At 49.1% G+C, this 16,995-nt stretch carries 3 protein-coding genes; all 3 read right to left on the bottom strand.

The genetic code is table 11. The annotated features are described in order from the left end of the window. Positions 1–84 precede the first annotated feature (84 nt). The 3 genes from EIM92_RS22015 to EIM92_RS22025 are packed head-to-tail and all read right to left on the bottom strand — an operon-like array spanning position 85 to position 16,901. Entirely contained in the window at positions 85–4,950 is a 4,866-nt protein-coding gene (locus EIM92_RS22015; RefSeq protein WP_125084677.1) for a type I polyketide synthase, read from the bottom strand. Further along, positions 4,943–7,582 (bottom strand): non-ribosomal peptide synthetase, encoded by a 2,640-nt coding sequence (locus tag EIM92_RS22020; RefSeq protein WP_125084678.1) that lies wholly within the window; start codon positions 7,580–7,582, stop codon positions 4,943–4,945. The genes EIM92_RS22015 and EIM92_RS22020 overlap by 8 nt, the downstream gene beginning before the upstream one ends. Before the next feature lie 31 nt (positions 7,583–7,613). After that, positions 7,614–16,901, bottom strand: coding sequence for a non-ribosomal peptide synthetase/type I polyketide synthase (locus EIM92_RS22025; RefSeq protein ID WP_125084679.1), 9,288 nt, complete (start codon positions 16,899–16,901; stop codon positions 7,614–7,616). Positions 16,902–16,995: the final 94 nt, after the last annotated feature.

A 16,995-nucleotide genomic window follows, 5' to 3' on the forward strand; every position in this document is an offset into this window, starting at 1 on the left:
TTTGTCACCGCCTTCACGTTTCTCCTACTCCAGATACGGTTAGTTTGCTTTGATTCTTCCCGCCAGATCGTTCATCCTGTAACTTTATTTCCGATCACGCCTGTTTAATCGCTGCTTTAACCTGCTTTTTCCCTCACTGATTTGCTCCGAACGATCAACCGCTTGCTCCTGAGGTTCTGCTCCAGAAGCTGTTCTTCTGATAAGTTCAGCTAATGAATGAATCGTTGAATGACTGAACATATCCACGACCGAAACTTCCATGTGCAACGCTTTCTTTAACTTCGTATTCATTTGAATCAAATCCAGTGAGGTTGCCCCCAGTTCAAAGAAATTGTCATGCAGGCCTAGCTCATCAACACCAAGATATTCCCTCCACAATTGGGAAATCAGCTGCTCCAGTTCATCGCCAGCAGGGATTTGAATCGGGACAGTCCTTCCCTGAGAAGCTTGTTCATCTGCCTCATTTCCTTCTTTCATCATGGAGTGCAACGAGGCTTCCCGCGCCTTCTGCATCCGGATCGATAAATCCGTTGTAGATACCAGTACTTGCGGCAGGCCACTGCTTAACGCTTGGTGAAAAACAGCAATGCCTTCCTCCGGCAGCAAGTGTGCGCTGGCACCTTGAATAAATTGTCCTGCTGAAACTTGCATTGTCGATACTTGCTGCTCCCCACTTGCGCTTACACCATGCACCTTGGACTCAGCTTCATGAATGGCTGGTGGTTGAACCCGGGTTGCTGCCGTCTCCTGCTCCGCCGCAGCCATCCCCACTCCCTTCCATCCATCCCAATTTATTGAAGTCATATGTGCAGCAATACTCCCCTGCTTGCGATAAGCATAGCTATCGAGGTATGCATTAGCAGCACAATAACCTGCTTGACCTATCGCACCAAGCACACTGACTAGTGAAGAGCATAAAACTAGAAAATCAAGCTTCCTGCCTCCCGTAAGTGCTTCTCCCAGCACTCGTCCCAGCACCTGTGTGCCTTTGACCTTAGCAGCCATCGCCCGCTGCTCAAGCTCCGGCGTACGCCGTTGGATCAATGCTCCATCAGCCGTTCCCGCTGCGTGAATGACACCGTGTATAGTTCCAAAACGAACCATAGCCTGGTTTACAACCTGTTCCATCTGCTGCTCATCAGAGACGTCTGCACGGCACACGAGCACCTCAGCGCCATATTCCTCAAGCTCGGCCAGCTTACTCAGCTTGGCCGCTAAGTCCTGGTCGTCGCTATTCATCTCTGCGAAGCTGCGCCAATCCGGCCCATTCGGCACCGAACGACCAGTCAGCACCAGCTTTGCCTTTACCGTTTTGGCCAGATACTCTGCCAAGGTAAGGCCAATTCCCCCTAAGCCCCCAGTAACCAAATAAACTCCCTTTTCCCGGAGCCTCATATTTGCGGAAGCCTTCACTTCAGGCACTGGAATAAACTTCTGCACCCAGCGGTATGTACCGCGATAAGCAACGATCAAATCATGGGAGGCTGAGGTAATTTCTCTATGCAGGCTGTCCAATAACGCTTGCTGGCGCTCTCCGCCGATGGCAGCTTTATTTGGCGATATATCATGAACAATATCAATGCTGCGGCACTTCACATTAGGGTACTCCTGCGGAATCACAAGACAAGCCCCAAGCACAGATGCCTGTTCTGGTATTAACTTCTCTTCCCCGGTTACCTCCTGCATCGTCGCTGTTACCACATAAAGATTCAGCTCTTCCTGGATTCCACGCCAGCCTATCGCCTTAGCAAGAGCTATCAAACTGTAATAGCCATATTCAAACATTTGCTGACTACGAAGCAGATCTAGGCTGTCTGTACTGCCCAGTTCGGCTGCATCACTCGATTTACCTATCGTGCCTACTCCTATCCCGCCTGACGTTAACCAAGCATGAATAATGGAACTAGGACGCTGACCGGAGGCGGATAGCTCCTGCAGCAAACGGTCATAATGCTCCGCTTCTCCCGGCTTAATCCGGTAGGTGTGGGCATCCACGTGAGCGAACGAAGTGGAGGGATGAACTACGGTAACATTCGCCCCCTCCTGTCTTAATTTTTCCACGAGCTGTACCCCAAGCCCCTCTTCAGGAATAAAGGCAACCCAGTGCTGCTCGGAGGATAGTCTGGCCGGCTCCTGCTCCAATATCGAACGTTCCCAGGCTGGCGTGTACAGCCACTCCCCAACCGTCTCCTTTCTTACAGCCGATTTATTGCGCTGCGCATCTGATACGGAAAGAGCTTTTCCTGACAAGCCCTGCTTTAAGATGTCAAAATCACGTGGCGGATCCACCCAATATTGACGTCGTTCAAATGGATAAGTTGGCAAGGCAACCCGTAGACGACGTTCACCTGCATAGAATGATTTCCAGTCAATACGAGCTCCAGCCAGCCATAACCGCCCTAATTGCTGCAGCAAATACTCGCTATCATTTACTTCGTTTTTAGGATGACGAACCAAGCTAACCACATGATGACTTGCTTCTTTTCTCGAATGGCGTCGCACAAATGTACTAAGGGTATTACCAGGGCCTACTTCAACAAAAACAGCCTTATCATCCTTCAGGAGTTCCCCAAGACCATCATCAAACCGCACTGTTCCCCGCAAATGCTTCGCCCAGTACTCAGCCGATCCTGCCTCTTCACTGGCAATCCAAGTGCCGGTGACATTAGAAATGTACGGAAGCTTCGGCTTGTGTAAATGTATTGAATGAAACTGCTGAATGAATGGCTCCATTACTGGTTCCATCATGGAGGAATGAAATGCATGTGAAGTGTGAAGCCTGGAATAAGCAGCACCTTGTTCCAGAAGCGATTTTTCCACTTCCTCGATATCCTCAAATGCTCCGGATACCACACACAACGCTGTCCCATTGACCGCAGCTACGGATAAGCGCTCATGCAGCAACGGGGCAAGCTCCTGCTCAGACAGCCGCACACTGAGCATGGCGCCTGCGGGAGCGCTGTGCATCAGCTGGCCTCTTGCAATGACCAGCCCCAGTGCATCCTCAAGCGCCATCACCCCGGAGAGGCAAGCCGCCACATATTCGCCTACACTATGTCCAATCATGGCACTTGGCTGAAGTCCCCAGTTCATTAATTGACGAGCTAGCGCATATGAGAAAATAAACAAAGCCGGCTGCGTTATATCCGTCTGACCCAAACGTTTTCCCGCTTCAAGCGCCTGTTCATCGGGAGGATATAAAATACTTTTTAAATTCACATTCATTTTGCTCCGGGCGAGCTCCAGACACTGATCCACCGTTTCACGAAAAAACGGTTCCTGCTCGTATAAATCCAAACCCATGTTCACGTACTGTGAACCCTGACCAGGAAACATAAACACCAGCCTCGGCTGAGTCGTATCACATACTTCTGTGATCACACGATCAGCTGGTCGGCTTGCCAGTAGACTGCACGCCTCCTTCGATGTGAAAGCCACAAGCATGCGCCGATGGCGAAAAGAACGTCGTCCGGCCTGGAGTGTATATGCGATATCCGCAAGGGGAGTATCCGGATGCCTACGCAGATATTCCAGAAAGCGTGCCGTCGCCTGCTCCAGACCAGCTTCCGTCCGAGCCGACAGCAGCAGCAGCTTTGCTTCCCTGCCCTCATCTCCGCTCTTAACAGCCGGCGCTTCCTCAAGCACAACATGCACATTTGTACCACCTATGCCAAAGGAGCTAACGCCTGCCCTTAGCGGATAATTCTCGTTCTGCCAAGTCGTCAGCTCGGTGTTCACAACAAAGGGGCTATTCCCAAAATCAATTTTTGGATTAGGCTGTTCGAAATGTAGACTTGCCGGCAGCTTTTTATGCTGCAAGGACAGCACCGTCTTCATAAAAGCTGCAACACCAGCAGCACTGTTCAAATGTCCGATATTGGTCTTCACTGAGCCAATCCGGCAATAGCCCTTCTTCTCTGTCTGAAAAGCAAGCTTCAGCGCTTCTATTTCCACAGGATCCCCTAAGGTTGTTCCTGTACCATGGGCTTCAATATAGCTAATGCTCTCCGGCGAGACACGCGCCATTCGCTGCGCTGCGCGAATCACCTCGGCCTGCCCCTCTATGCTTGGAGCCGAATAAGCCATTTTACGCGTTCCGTCATTATTTGCGGCAGAACCTTTAATCACGGCATATATACAATCGCCATCCGCAAGAGCTTGCTTCAACGTTTTTAATACAACAGCTCCCGCGCCTTCCCCACCAATCGTGCCCTTGGCCTTGGCATCAAATGCCCGGCAGTGACCGTCAGGGGAACTAATCATTCCTTCTTCATGTAGATAGCCCTCCGTTCGCGGCACCGTCACTGTAGCACCGCCAGCCAAAGCAATTTTGCACTCTCCCGTTAACAGCGACCTGCAGGCCAAATGTATAGCCAGCAACGAAGTAGAGCATGCGGAATCAACATTAACGCTGGGTCCCTTTAGATTAAGCTTATGCGCGATCCGCGTACTCAAAAAATCCTTATCCGATAACGCCAGTGCGGCAAATTGCTCTGACATGCTGTCACTTCGGGAGAGCATCGCCACCATTTGCCAGTAAATACTTGCTGAGGCCCCTGCAAACAGGCCGATTGATCCGGACGTTTGCTCTGGATCATATCCGGCATGCTCTAATGCTTCCCATGCAACCTCATGAAATAGACGAATCTGAGGATCTATCACCTCGGCTTCACGCGGCGTATACTCAAAAAAATCAGAATCAAACCATTCGGCATCCGGGACAAGCGCCTTCGCCCTTATATAACGCGGATTCTGTATCAGTTCTGAAGCTATTCCTGCCGCAGCAAGTTCTTCATCCGAGAAAAAATGTACCGACTCCTTGCCGTTCTTCAAGTTCTCCCAATATTCATCGATGCTGCGGGCTTCCGGAAACCTTCCTGCCATCCCTATTACGGCGATTTCCAGCCCGCTATACGCTTGTGCTGCGGGTACATTTCGGCTGTCAGGCATCCGTATTCCCCTCCAGTATGAGCATGGTCTGCTCCATCATTTCAAAGCCTTCATCCAATTGCTCGTGATTTGCGATATCAACAGGTTGCTGCTCATCCCCGTGATTGAGGCGCTGCAGATACCCGCCGAGCGCTGCGATGGTTGTATACTGAAACAACACTGGTACCGGAATGTCATGGCCAAACGTTTCGCTCAGCTTATTGACCACCTGAACAAGCTGAAATGAATTTCCCCCTAAATCAAAGAAGGTATCATGTACACTTACTCTATCTTCATCCATTCCCAGTATTTCCGACCAAATCCGAACCAGTGCACCCTCGATTTCACCACGTGGCGCAACATATTCTTTCCCGGTATGAACATGTTTCCTTGGATCAGGTAAGCTTCTCGTATCCAGCTTGCCATTAGCCGTTACGGGAAACTGCTCCAAATAAACGAAATAGGCTGGAATCATATAGCTCGGCAATTTCGCAAGCAGACAGGTTCTCAGTTCAGACGCGGATACACTAGGCATCCCGGTGTAATACGCACAAAGCATATTTTGACCCGCCTCATCCTCGCGAACAAGAACAATGGCTTCATGGACACCTTCATACTGGCGCAAATGCATTTCTATCTCGCCTGGTTCGATACGGTATCCTCGCACCTTCACCTGATCATCCTGCCGTCCCCAATATTCGAGCATGCCGTTCGGAAGCCAGCGTCCCAGATCCCCTGTGCGATACAGTCGTTCATTCGGCAAAAATGGATGCTGCACAAACTTATCCTCCGTTAGCTCTGGTCTGCCCAGATATCCCCTGGCGAGCCCTGCACCAGCTACACAAATCTCACCGGGCACACCTGGGGGCAGTAGCTGAAGCTGCTGATCCAAGATATATACCTGAACATTGTCGATAGGCCGTCCAATTGGAATTACCCCATCTGCTCCGGTCACTTCAACAAAAGTGGTGACAACTGTATTCTCGGTTGGCCCATAATTGTTAAAGAGACGATAGCTCCCCGGATTGACTCGCTTCAGACGTTCTCCACCCGTGAGCAGAATTCGCAGCGCGATGTCCTCCGACTGTACCAATTCCATAAATTGTTCACACATCATCGTGGGCAGAAAGGCAATCGTAATCTCCTGCTCAGCAAGATATAATCCCAGTTTTTTCGCATCCAGGCGAATTTCAGGCGGAACGATATAAAGCGAAGCTCCTGCAAGCAGGTAAGGAAACACTTCCCACACCGATGCATCAAAGCCAAACCCGGCATATTTAATGCTTCTATCAGCTGCTGTCACCTCAAAAGCACGATTATGCCAATAAGACAAATTCGTCAGAGAACGATGCTCAATCATGACTCCTTTGGGTTGTCCGGTTGAACCGGAGGTATAGATAACGTATGCTAAATCAGTTGCCGAGCTATTTGGGTCTCCAAGATTATCCACCGTCTCATTGAAGCCCTGAGGATCATCAAGAAATAATCCCGGCCGGCTGCCTAATTTATCAGCAAGCTGCTGTTGTGTAAGTACAACCTTTACATGGCTATCCGTCAAAATATATTGAATGCGATCATTCGGATAATCCGGATCAAGCGGCAAAAATGCACCTCCTGCCTTCATCACCCCCAGCATTCCCACGAGCATTTCAGTAGAAGGGGTTAGCAGAAGACCGACAATGTCCCCTGCTTCAACACCTTCTTTACATAGTACCCTCGCCACCTGATTCGCTTTTTCGTTCAGTTCCCGATAAGTTATCGAACCTGCTGAACTAACTACGGCCAGTGCTTCAGGACTGCGCTTCACCTGCTCCTCAAACAACTGGTGTACAGTTTGCTCACACAGATAATCTGCTGTATTGCCGACAAAGGATTGCAGCAGCTGTTCCCTCTCACCTGGCAGCAAAATATCGAATTGCGTTAATGGCATATCCGGGTTTGCCAAAGCTTCCTGCAGGAGTCGGATATAACGAGAAATGATCTTGTTCATCGTCTCGCGCTGATACAACTCGGCATTATATTGAAGCTCCCCCTCAATACCATTCGTATCTGTTCTCAAGAGGGTAAATAAGGTTTTACACCGGGTATTTTTCAAAAAACACTCATCCTGAATATTGGTCAGAAGCAGTGCCACTTCAAATAAAGGATGTGCCTGATGATCATCCAGCGGCAGCCCCAACTGCCTTGCGATCAGCTCCATGGGATAGCTTTGATGCTCTACCGCGGATACAATCATCTCCTGCATATTCAAGAGGCATTGTCTGAATGTGATCCCGGCCTCCATTGTTGCCCTCAAAGGAAGCACGGTGTTAATAAAGTCCGCTTCCTCTCGCTGCCGGTAGATAGAGGTTCCTAACACAACCTCGCTACGATTGGTCATACGGCTTAATAGAGCCGCAAGTCCAGCAGCTAATACAACATGAAGCTTAGAGTCTGAATTTCCGCTTACCTTTACCAACCGCTCTGCCAACTCCATTGGAAAGCTTAAAGCAACCTTCTCCACGGTAACCCCGGTTGCATGCGGATAGTCGGAAAGGAAACCCTCCTTCTCGAACTCATCAGACAAGGTGGTTAACCAGAAATCCCTTTCTTTGCTTTTTTGCGACGCGGCTATCGCCAATCTGTCCATATGATAATCTGACCCTGCTGTCATACCTAAACCTCCCTTTAAGATGCCAACCGGTCTACAATTCAAATTCCCCCTGGGCACTTGTAAGAAACACAGGCTCCGGCTCAGCCAGGTGGTGCTCAATAGCGATATCCTTCAACTGAATCGCCGGATTTTTTAGTACGCTAGTTACGATATCCTCCATGTACCTGGCAAAGCGTTCGATCGTTTCCCGCCGGAACAGGCTTGTACTGTATTCAAACTTAAAGGACAGATACTTCCCATCCTCTTCAGCAATCAATGAAAGATCAAAATGAGCGGCATCATGTACAAAAGAGAACGGATGCAAGACCAATCCAGGAATACTCATATCTGGGTTTTGCATGTTTTGCATAGCAAAAACAACATCAAAAATCGGATTTCGCGCCAATTCCCGTTCCTTGCCAAGCCTCTGCACCATCTCCTCAAACTGGTATTCCTGATTCGCGAAAGCCTCCAACGTCGTTGCCCGTATTGCTTGAAGCAGCTCAATAAAGCTCATTTCCATATTTAATCGAATGCGAATAGGCAGCATATTAACGAATTTTCCGATAATTAGCTGTAATGCCTGCTGCTTGCGGCCAACGATCGGCGTGCCGATAACGATATCATCCTGTACAGACAGCTTTGCCAGCAGCAGATTAAACACTGCGAGCAATGCCATAAACAGGGTGACATCCTCCTTCAGACAAAGTGCCTTCAAAGCCTCAACTTTGGACTCATCCAAAGCAAACTCGATCCGGCTTCCCTGAAAACTTCTCATTGCCGGACGAGGATAGTCCGTCCGTAAAGCCAAGGATGGAGCATCCTTCAGCTGCTGGAGCCAATAATCCCCTTGTTTCTTCATCGCTTCCGTAACCATCACTTTGTTCTGCCATTCCGAAAAATCTGTATACTGCAAAGTCAATTCAGGCAATGCTCTGCCGTCATACAAGGCCATGAAATCATTCACAAAAATATCCTGTGACAATCCGTCTGACACAATGTGGTGCATATCCACCATAAGCGCATGTCGCTGCTCTCCCAGCTTCAGTACTCCTGCCCTCATTAACGGCGCACGGCTTAAGTCAAATGGGCGCACAAACCGTTCTATTGCCTCACGGATTCGCTCTGCTTCCTCTAATTCACAATCCGACCCATTCTCTGTTGTAAAATCCGCATACTCCATCTCGAACGGGACCGTAGGATGAATTCTCTGCATGGGCTTGCCATCAACCGGTTCGAATGAGGTTCGCAGACTCGCATGTCGCTCTATTAATCTTCTAAAAATATCTGCCAGCCGTTCAACATCCAATGAACCTTCCAGAATGCCTGCAACGATTTCGTTATATCCTGTATGCTCTTTGCCCATTTGCTGAATCAAATACAATCGCTTCTGGGCTGACGACAGCTCGTAATAAGCCTGTTCCTGAGCCGGCTCGATATCAAAATAATCACTCTGCTCTGCTGACTCAATATAAATAGACAGCTGGCGGATCGTAGGCATATTGAAGAAGTCTGGCAGACTGATTTCCACCCGCAACTCCTTGTGAATAGCCGTTACCACGGTGATCGCCTTCAGCGAATCACCGCCTAGCTCGAAAAAGTCATCATGCACGCCAATTGGCTCAATCCGGAACATTCGCTCCCAGATCCCACACAATTGACGCTCAGTATCAGTAGCCGGTGTTTCATATTCCCCAGACAGTACAGGTCTGGCATAATAAACCTCATCACTTTCCGGTAGATTTGGATAGCTATCCTGAGCTTCACGCTTCACCCACTTTATAATCCGCTCCTGCAAGTTTCCAGTTGAGATAACAAGCTGGTTAACATCACCTGCAGTTAGCAATCGTCTAAACAGTTCCACCCCTTCCTCAGGCACAATAAGCAAGTCCGAGATGGAAGCTCGATTTCCTGACTGTCCGCGAATCGTCTGCTCCTCTTGAAGCTGCCAGCCATCCCAATTTATACATGTCCACGGCACCCGACTTCGCCGATTATAATCATGAACAAAGGCATCCATGAAATGATTTGCCGCTGCATAAGCTACGAAACCCAAGCCACCCAGCATCGGAGATAACGAAGAGGTCAGCAGACAAAAATCCAGTTCCTTGCCTTTGAGAGCTTGCTCCAGCACTAACAGCCCATACAATTTGGCGCTGAAATGCTGCTCACATCGCATCTCTTCCGTCTCCTCCAGCATACTGAATGCGGCATCCCCGGTCATGCCTGCAGCATGAATAACTCCATGAATAGGGCCAAACTTAGCTTCTGCTGCTGCAATTGCCGACTGCATCTGACCTAAATCAGCAGCCTCGGCATGCAGAACCAGTACTTCCGCTCCTTCCTGCTCGAGCTGGTACAACTTACGGATTTGCTTGCTCACAATGTCATCTTCCCCATGGCTATTAAGCCATTCCTCCCAAGATTCACGGGCAGGGAATGAGGAGCGGCTCGTAAGCACCAGCTTTGCTTGGACGCTCCTGGCCAGATAACTGCCAAGCACTTGGCCGATATAACCAAGACCGCCAGTAATCAGATAAACGCCGCCTTGTCGCAATCCCGGGGCATTCTCTGTTGGTTCAGCCACTCTGATTGGTTCGTAATCAAGCACCCACCGTTGATTGTCACGATAAGCAGTGGCCAGTTCAAACCTCATGGAACGAAATTCCTCAAGCAAACGATCTAATAATTTATCGCGCTGCCAGCTTCCTTCCTCAGGCAAAAGTACATCGATGCTACTGCACTGCATAAAGGGCAGCTCCTGAGGAATAACCCGGCATGGTCCTAAGGCTGTTGCCTTCTCAGGATACAGAACCTTTTCTCCTGCGACAGCTTGCATGCTGCTGCTTAAAACCCACAAATGTGCATCTGCCCCACTGTTATACTGCTTCATTGCTTTGGCCGTGTATAACAAGCTGTAAAAGCCCAATTCCTGGGTGGTCTGCAGCCATCTCAAGGGGTCGTCAAAGGCATTGCGCTCCCTTATTCCCCATGTATGAAGCAGCCTTGTTGGCATCAGACCCTTGGCTTGTAAATCGGAAAACAGCTTCGTATAGTGCTCCTCATCCTGTGGATTTAAAATATAATGCATCGCTCCAGCTTTCATGAAATGTTCACCAGGACTAACCGTGATAACCTGTAAAGCCAGCCCTGCAATCCGATCAGCCAATTCCCGGCCAAAGCTTGAACAGTCAGAATCATAATACCCGTTCACATCATCGATCGTATTGGCCTCATTTAGAAACACAAGCCAGCGATGAGAATTTGCATTTTCATTTGCACATGCATTCTGAGGTTCACTTTCGCTTAAGCTTGGCCGAGGTAGAGGCGACTTCTTCCAGGTTGGCAGGTAGAACCAATCTGCCATGTCCGGCAGCTTGTCGAGCTTGTCCTGCTCACGGGGGCCTCCCGCTCCGATCAGCGCTCCGGCCTGCGGCTTCTTTCCTACCTGCTTATCAAGCCAGTAACGCTGTCGCGCAAAGGGATATCCCGGTAAAGATACGATCGTACGGAAGCTACGATGAAATGCCTTCCATTGGATCGGCAAGCCATACATCCATAACCTTCCAATTCGGTTAACCAGTACCCGAACATCCGATGCCTCGCGCTGAGCTGGACGTATCAGATTAACCGCCTGTTGTCCATAATTTGTATTCAAATGACGGCGCACAAGCACCGTTAGATCCTGACCTGGCCCAACTTCTATAAACAAGCGGTCAGACTGCTGGGCGAGCTGGGCGATCCCTTCAGCAAAGCGTACCGTATCTGTCATATGACGAATCCAATAATCCGGATCCGTTGCTTCCTCGGCCGTAATCCATTTCCCTGTCGTGGTCGATACGTAGGGAATTGCCGGAGGTTGAAGATTAACCCTGCGTACCGCCTCAGCAAATGGCTCAATTACCGTCTGAAGCAAAGAAGAATGACCTGCAGTTGATACGGGCAATCTCATACACATAAGCTTATGCGCCCTCAAGGTCTGCTCCAGTGCCGCAACTTCGTCATCTGTGCCCGCAACGATACAGGATTCCCCATTCACGACTCCTAAAGATAAAGATCCGCTTAAGAACGGTTTCAACTCCTCCTCGGTTAAAGGAACACTGAGCATAGCTCCAGCCGGTGCTGACTGCATCAGTTCTCCGCGCAGTATAATCAGCCTCATTGCTTCTTCAAGGCTCATGACCTTCGCCAGACAAGCGGCCGTATACTCGCCAAAGCTATAACCAATCATCGCTTCCGGCTTGATTCCCCATGTCAGGAGAAGACGGGCAAGCGAATACTGAAGTAGAAATATCGCCGGCTGAATGTATTTCGTCTGTGTCAGATGCTCAGCAGCTAGTTCATGATTTTCGGACGGATATACTATCTCCTTTAAATCCTCGCCTGTGATTTGACGATAAAGTGCAAAACCATGATCCATTTCCGTACGGAAGATCGGCTCCTCCTCGTACAAGCCCGCCCCCATATGGATATACTGAGATCCTTGGCCAGAAAACATGAACACCGCTGATTTTCGCGCATCTCCCGTTACAAAAGACAGCACCTTCCGCTCATCAAAACTCGTTGTTTGATTTACAGGCGTTAATGCCTCAATCGCTGCCGCGGTGGACTCACAACAAAGCATCCGCCGATATTTGAAATGCCTGCGGCCATATTGCAAGGTATAGGCTATATCAGCAAGCGATGTGCTTTGATTCTTCTGCAAATAAGCAAGTAAATTCCCCGTAATTTCGTCAAGCGCTGCCGGACTCTGAGCGGACAAAACCAACAGCTGCTCCTCCCTTTCTTCTTCTGCTGCCACGTATACAGGTGCCTCCTCCAAAATGACATGCGCATTCGTACCGCCAATGCCAAAGGAACTGACCCCTGCCCGTAAAGGATAGGCTCCCCGTTCCCACTTCGTAAGCTTACTGTTCACGATAAATGGACTATCTGCAAAATGAATATTAGGATTTGGCGTCTCAAAATGGAGGCTTGGTGGAATTTGTTTATACCGCAAAGCGAGGGCCGTCTTTATTAACCCAGCTACTCCTGCTGCGGCATCGAGATGTCCTATATTGGTCTTCACGGATCCGATCCGGCAAAACCCTTTCTTGCTTGTATGGAATGCCTTAGTTAAAGCTTCAACTTCTATAGGGTCACCGAGCGTAGTTCCTGAACCATGCGCCTCAACATAAGTAATCGACTCTGCTGGAACCCGAGCCGCCTTCAGTGCCTTGGCAATGGCATCAGCCTGTCCTTGAACGCTAGGCGCTGTAAAGCCAACCTTGCGGCTTCCATCATTGTTAATGGCTGATCCTTTAATGACGGCATAAATCTGATCGCCATCTGCAATTGCCGTATCAAGCGACTTAAGTGCCACAAACGCAACCCCGTCACCGCCAATCGTGCCCCTGGCCTTGGCATCAAACGTACGGCAATGTCCATCCGGTGATTTCACCATTCCCTCCTGATACAAATAGCCGGACTTCTGGGGCAGAACAATTGACGCACCACCCGCCAATGCCATTTCGCAATCGCCATTCAAAATAGATTGGCATGCCAGATGCACAGCGACCAGTGATGTGGAACAAGCTGTTTGCAGGCTGATGGCAGGTCCCTTCAAATTCAGCTTATGCGAAATGCGTGTACTCACCGTATAGGAGTCATTCAGAGAATCTACCTCGAACATATCCGACAAGCTTCCATGCAAGCGATCTGATAGCTGAGTTAACCAGTGAAAATTATTCGTAACTCCGGCAAACAGACCAATTGTAGATTCCGAGCGCTCCGGATCACATCCCGCATCCTCCAGGGCATGCCAGGCGCATTCATGCAGCAGACGAATTTGCGGATCCATCATTGCCGCCTGATCAGGAGTGTATCCGAAGAAGGCAGGATCAAATTGATCCATATCATCCAATACGCCCTTCGCCTTCACAAACTCAGGCCGCTTCATCAATTCCCGATCAAATCCATACTCAGCTAATTCATCCTCTGTAAAAAAGGAAATACTTTCCTTCCCTTGCAATAAGTTATCCCAGAATGCACCGATATCTCGCGCGCCGGGGAACCTGCCGGCCATCCCAATGATGGCAATATCCTGACGGATTGCTCCAGCAGAAGCGGTCTGTCCGCTTATCCCTTCTACAGCAGCTTGCTCGGGATCCAATCCCTGGCTGTCCATGTCATCTGGATCGGAGGCCAACCTGTCGGCGGGTTCTGTTAAATACTCCGCCAATTCGTGAATGGTCGGATAGTGAAACAAGGCCACAATCGGGATATCCCGCTTAAGCCTGCGCTGCAGCATACTCTGGAGTTGAATGAGATTAATGGAATTGCCGCCAATTTCAAAATATTTATCATGAATGCTTACATTCTCCAGCCCTAATACCGCTTTCCACGCCTCTGCAATCAACTGCTCCATTTCTGTTGTCGGCGTAATTGCATCTGAATTGCTCCGAAGCTGTAGTTCGGGCTCCGGAAGAGACTTGCGATCCAGCTTCCCATTTGGGGTAAGCGGAATTTGCTCCAGATATATGAAATGAGATGGAATGGCATAATCGGGTAATTTTTCCATCAAGTAAGCTCGCAGGGTCGCAGCAGGTGCCTGTTCGCTAGCAACGACATAAGCACAAAGCTCTGTTTGTTCACCGCGCTTACAGGTTGTAACTGCACTTTCTTGAATTAATGGATGCTGAAGAAGGACGTTCTCGACCTCCCCTGTTTCGATGCGATGCCCGCGAATCTTCACCTGATTATCCATCCGTCCTAAATATTCCACATAACCATCCACATGCCATCGCGCCAAATCGCCTGTCTTGTACATCATTCCATTCCCCCGGAACCGATCCGGTATAAATCGCTCTGCTGTCAATTCGGGCTGATTCAAATAGCCACGTGCAACACCATCGCCGCCTACAACCAATTCACCTGGAATTCCCATAGGCATAAGCTGACCATGACGATCAACGATATATGCTGTCGAATTATGGATGGGTGACCCGATGGGAACCTGCTCGCTATACTCCCGATCAATTCGGAAGCAGGTTGAAATCACTGTATTTTCGGTAGGTCCGTATGCATTCCAAATCGTCAGCTTCGGACAGGCCCGTCTAACCGCCTCAATATGCTTGGGCGATAGGACATCTCCGCCAACGACTAAATCCCGCATCCCGTTAAACATCTCCGGACGCTGCTGTGCCATCTGATTAAATAATGCCGGCGTAAGCAAGCCTGTTGAAATATTTTGTGTGCGCAAATAGTTATCAAGCCTTGCCGGATCCAGCAGAGTATGTTTATCAGCAATATGCAAGCTGGCTCCATTCAATAGCGCTCCAAACACCTCAAAGGTGAGCGCATCAAAGCCGATGGCTCCAGCCTGCAGCATCCGATCCTGTGGCAGAACCTGTACATAGTTCGTATTGCAAACCAAACGTATAATGTTCCGATGAGTTACCACAACCCCCTTCGGGGTTCCTGTAGAACCTGAGGTATACATCACGTAGGCTGGCTCCGCAGAATCTTTTAAATGAACAACCAAGTTCCCTGCCTCACCCTGCTCTAGCAACGTATTGTCTAGTAAAAGCACCTCTGCTGCCCCAGGGATGTGCTTAGCAAGATCTGGCACGGCGAGCACCCGCCTCACTTGTCCGTTACTCAGCATATATTCGATTCGTTCGCCGGGCTGAGCCGAATCTAACGGTAAATAAGCGCCACCGGCCTTAAGCACGCCAAAAATGGCTGCAACCATTTCTGTGGATCTCCTTACCATAAGGCCAACGACCTGTCCCTGCTGCAAACCACTTTGCTGCAGCATATGAGCAATCCGATTGGCTTGCGCATTTAATTCGGTATACGAATATGACTTCTCCCCATCAGAAACAGCAAGCTGTTCTGGATGCAGTCGGGCGCAATCCTCGAACAACTCATGAACCAGCTTCTGGTCGGGATATTCGGCAGCTGTTTGATTGAACTCGTAAATCCGTTGCTCTTCCTCGGGCAATAGAAGACTTAAATCCTTTAGCCTCGTGCCATCTTCAGATCCATCTTGACCAGCAAAAGAAATGATTTGTTCCAATATGTAGAGATAGCGATGAGCTAACCTCTCAATCCATTCTTGGTTATAGACTTCCATATTATAGACAAAAGACATTTCCAGTTCCGCTGTCATTTGAATACGCAGCGTCAGATCAAATTCCGTTTCTTCTTCAGACCGATGTGAAACAATTGCAAGCGTTCCTGACAAGTCTGTTAACGCTTTATCTAAAGGATAGTTTTCTATAACCACAAGCGAATCAAACGGATTTCCCTCTGTCCACAGCCCCGCGTAAGCTTTAATATCCGTAAGCGATGTTCCTGAATACTCCTCACGGACATGAATAGAACGATTGACCTGCCCCACGAGCTCGGACAAGCTAGAGTCCGGATACGCTTGCATTCTGAAAGGAAGAGTATTAATAAACAACCCGACCATGCGGTCGATGTTAGAAATGGAGGCATTCCGCCCGGACACCGTCGTCCCGAACATGACATCATCACTGTTCGTATAATACTGCAGCAAAATTCCCCACGCAGTATACAAGAGAGCTGCCTGCGTCACTTCCTTTGCTTGGACATAACGCTGTAGCTCCTCCATAAATGAACGATCTCTATACTGGGAATAAACAGAAATCTCCGTGGGACCCCCGGAATTCACTTTATGTTTTGGCGTCGCAAGCGGCTTACTACCTAACTCTTGAAAGTAATTTCTCCAATAGCTTTCCTGTTCCGGCCTGTTGTGCTGTAGCATAGACACAAGCTGCTGCAGCCGTGGTTTCCCAAGCAGCGTAGGCATCAATCCCTGCTGCAAACTGTGATAAGCCTCCAGCCACTCCTTCAGCACAATTCCTGTACTCCAGCCATCAAACAGAATATGATGAAAGCTCATGAGCAGCGTATGCTTTTGCTCTGTCCGTTTAAACAGCGTAATTCGAAACGGTACCTCATCCAGCCTAAATTTCTCCGCCTTATCCGCCTGAATGGCTTCCGATATGAGCTGTATCTGCTTCGTCTCATCTACATGGGTATAATTCATAAAGCGAATGGCAGGGCGATGCCGCTTCAGCACAATTTGAACAGGCTGGCTGACTTCTTCCCATCGGAACACTACACGCAGCGCCTCATTAGCCTCTACCACATGCAGCCACGATTGTTCGAACAAAGCTTCATCGATTTCTCCGTGAATTTCCAATTCAATCAGCTCTACATATTGCGTAGTATCAGGATTCTTTAAATATTGAAGCAGCATCCCTGACTGCATCGGAGTCAAAGCCAAAATATCCTCAACATTGCTTCTATCCAGCTTCTGAGATTCTCCCACGCTCACCCGTCCTTTCTTGTACCGATATTGCCGTCTGCTACCGGTTTAATGTATCCCGCTGCTATCACTGTTGAGTTCAATGTTTATCCTGCTA

Source organism: Paenibacillus lentus (assembly GCF_003931855.1).
Taxonomy (GTDB): Bacteria; Bacillota; Bacilli; order Paenibacillales; family Paenibacillaceae; genus Fontibacillus; species Fontibacillus lentus.

Bases quoted from the DNA above. Each gene is read 5' to 3' on its own strand.
- EIM92_RS22015 (WP_125084677.1), bottom strand. From the start codon at position 4,950: ATGCCTGACAGCCGAAATGTACCCGCAGCACAAGCGTATAGCGGGCTG.
- EIM92_RS22020 (WP_125084678.1), bottom strand. From the start codon at position 7,582: ATGACAGCAGGGTCAGATTATCATATGGACAGATTGGCGATAGCCGCG.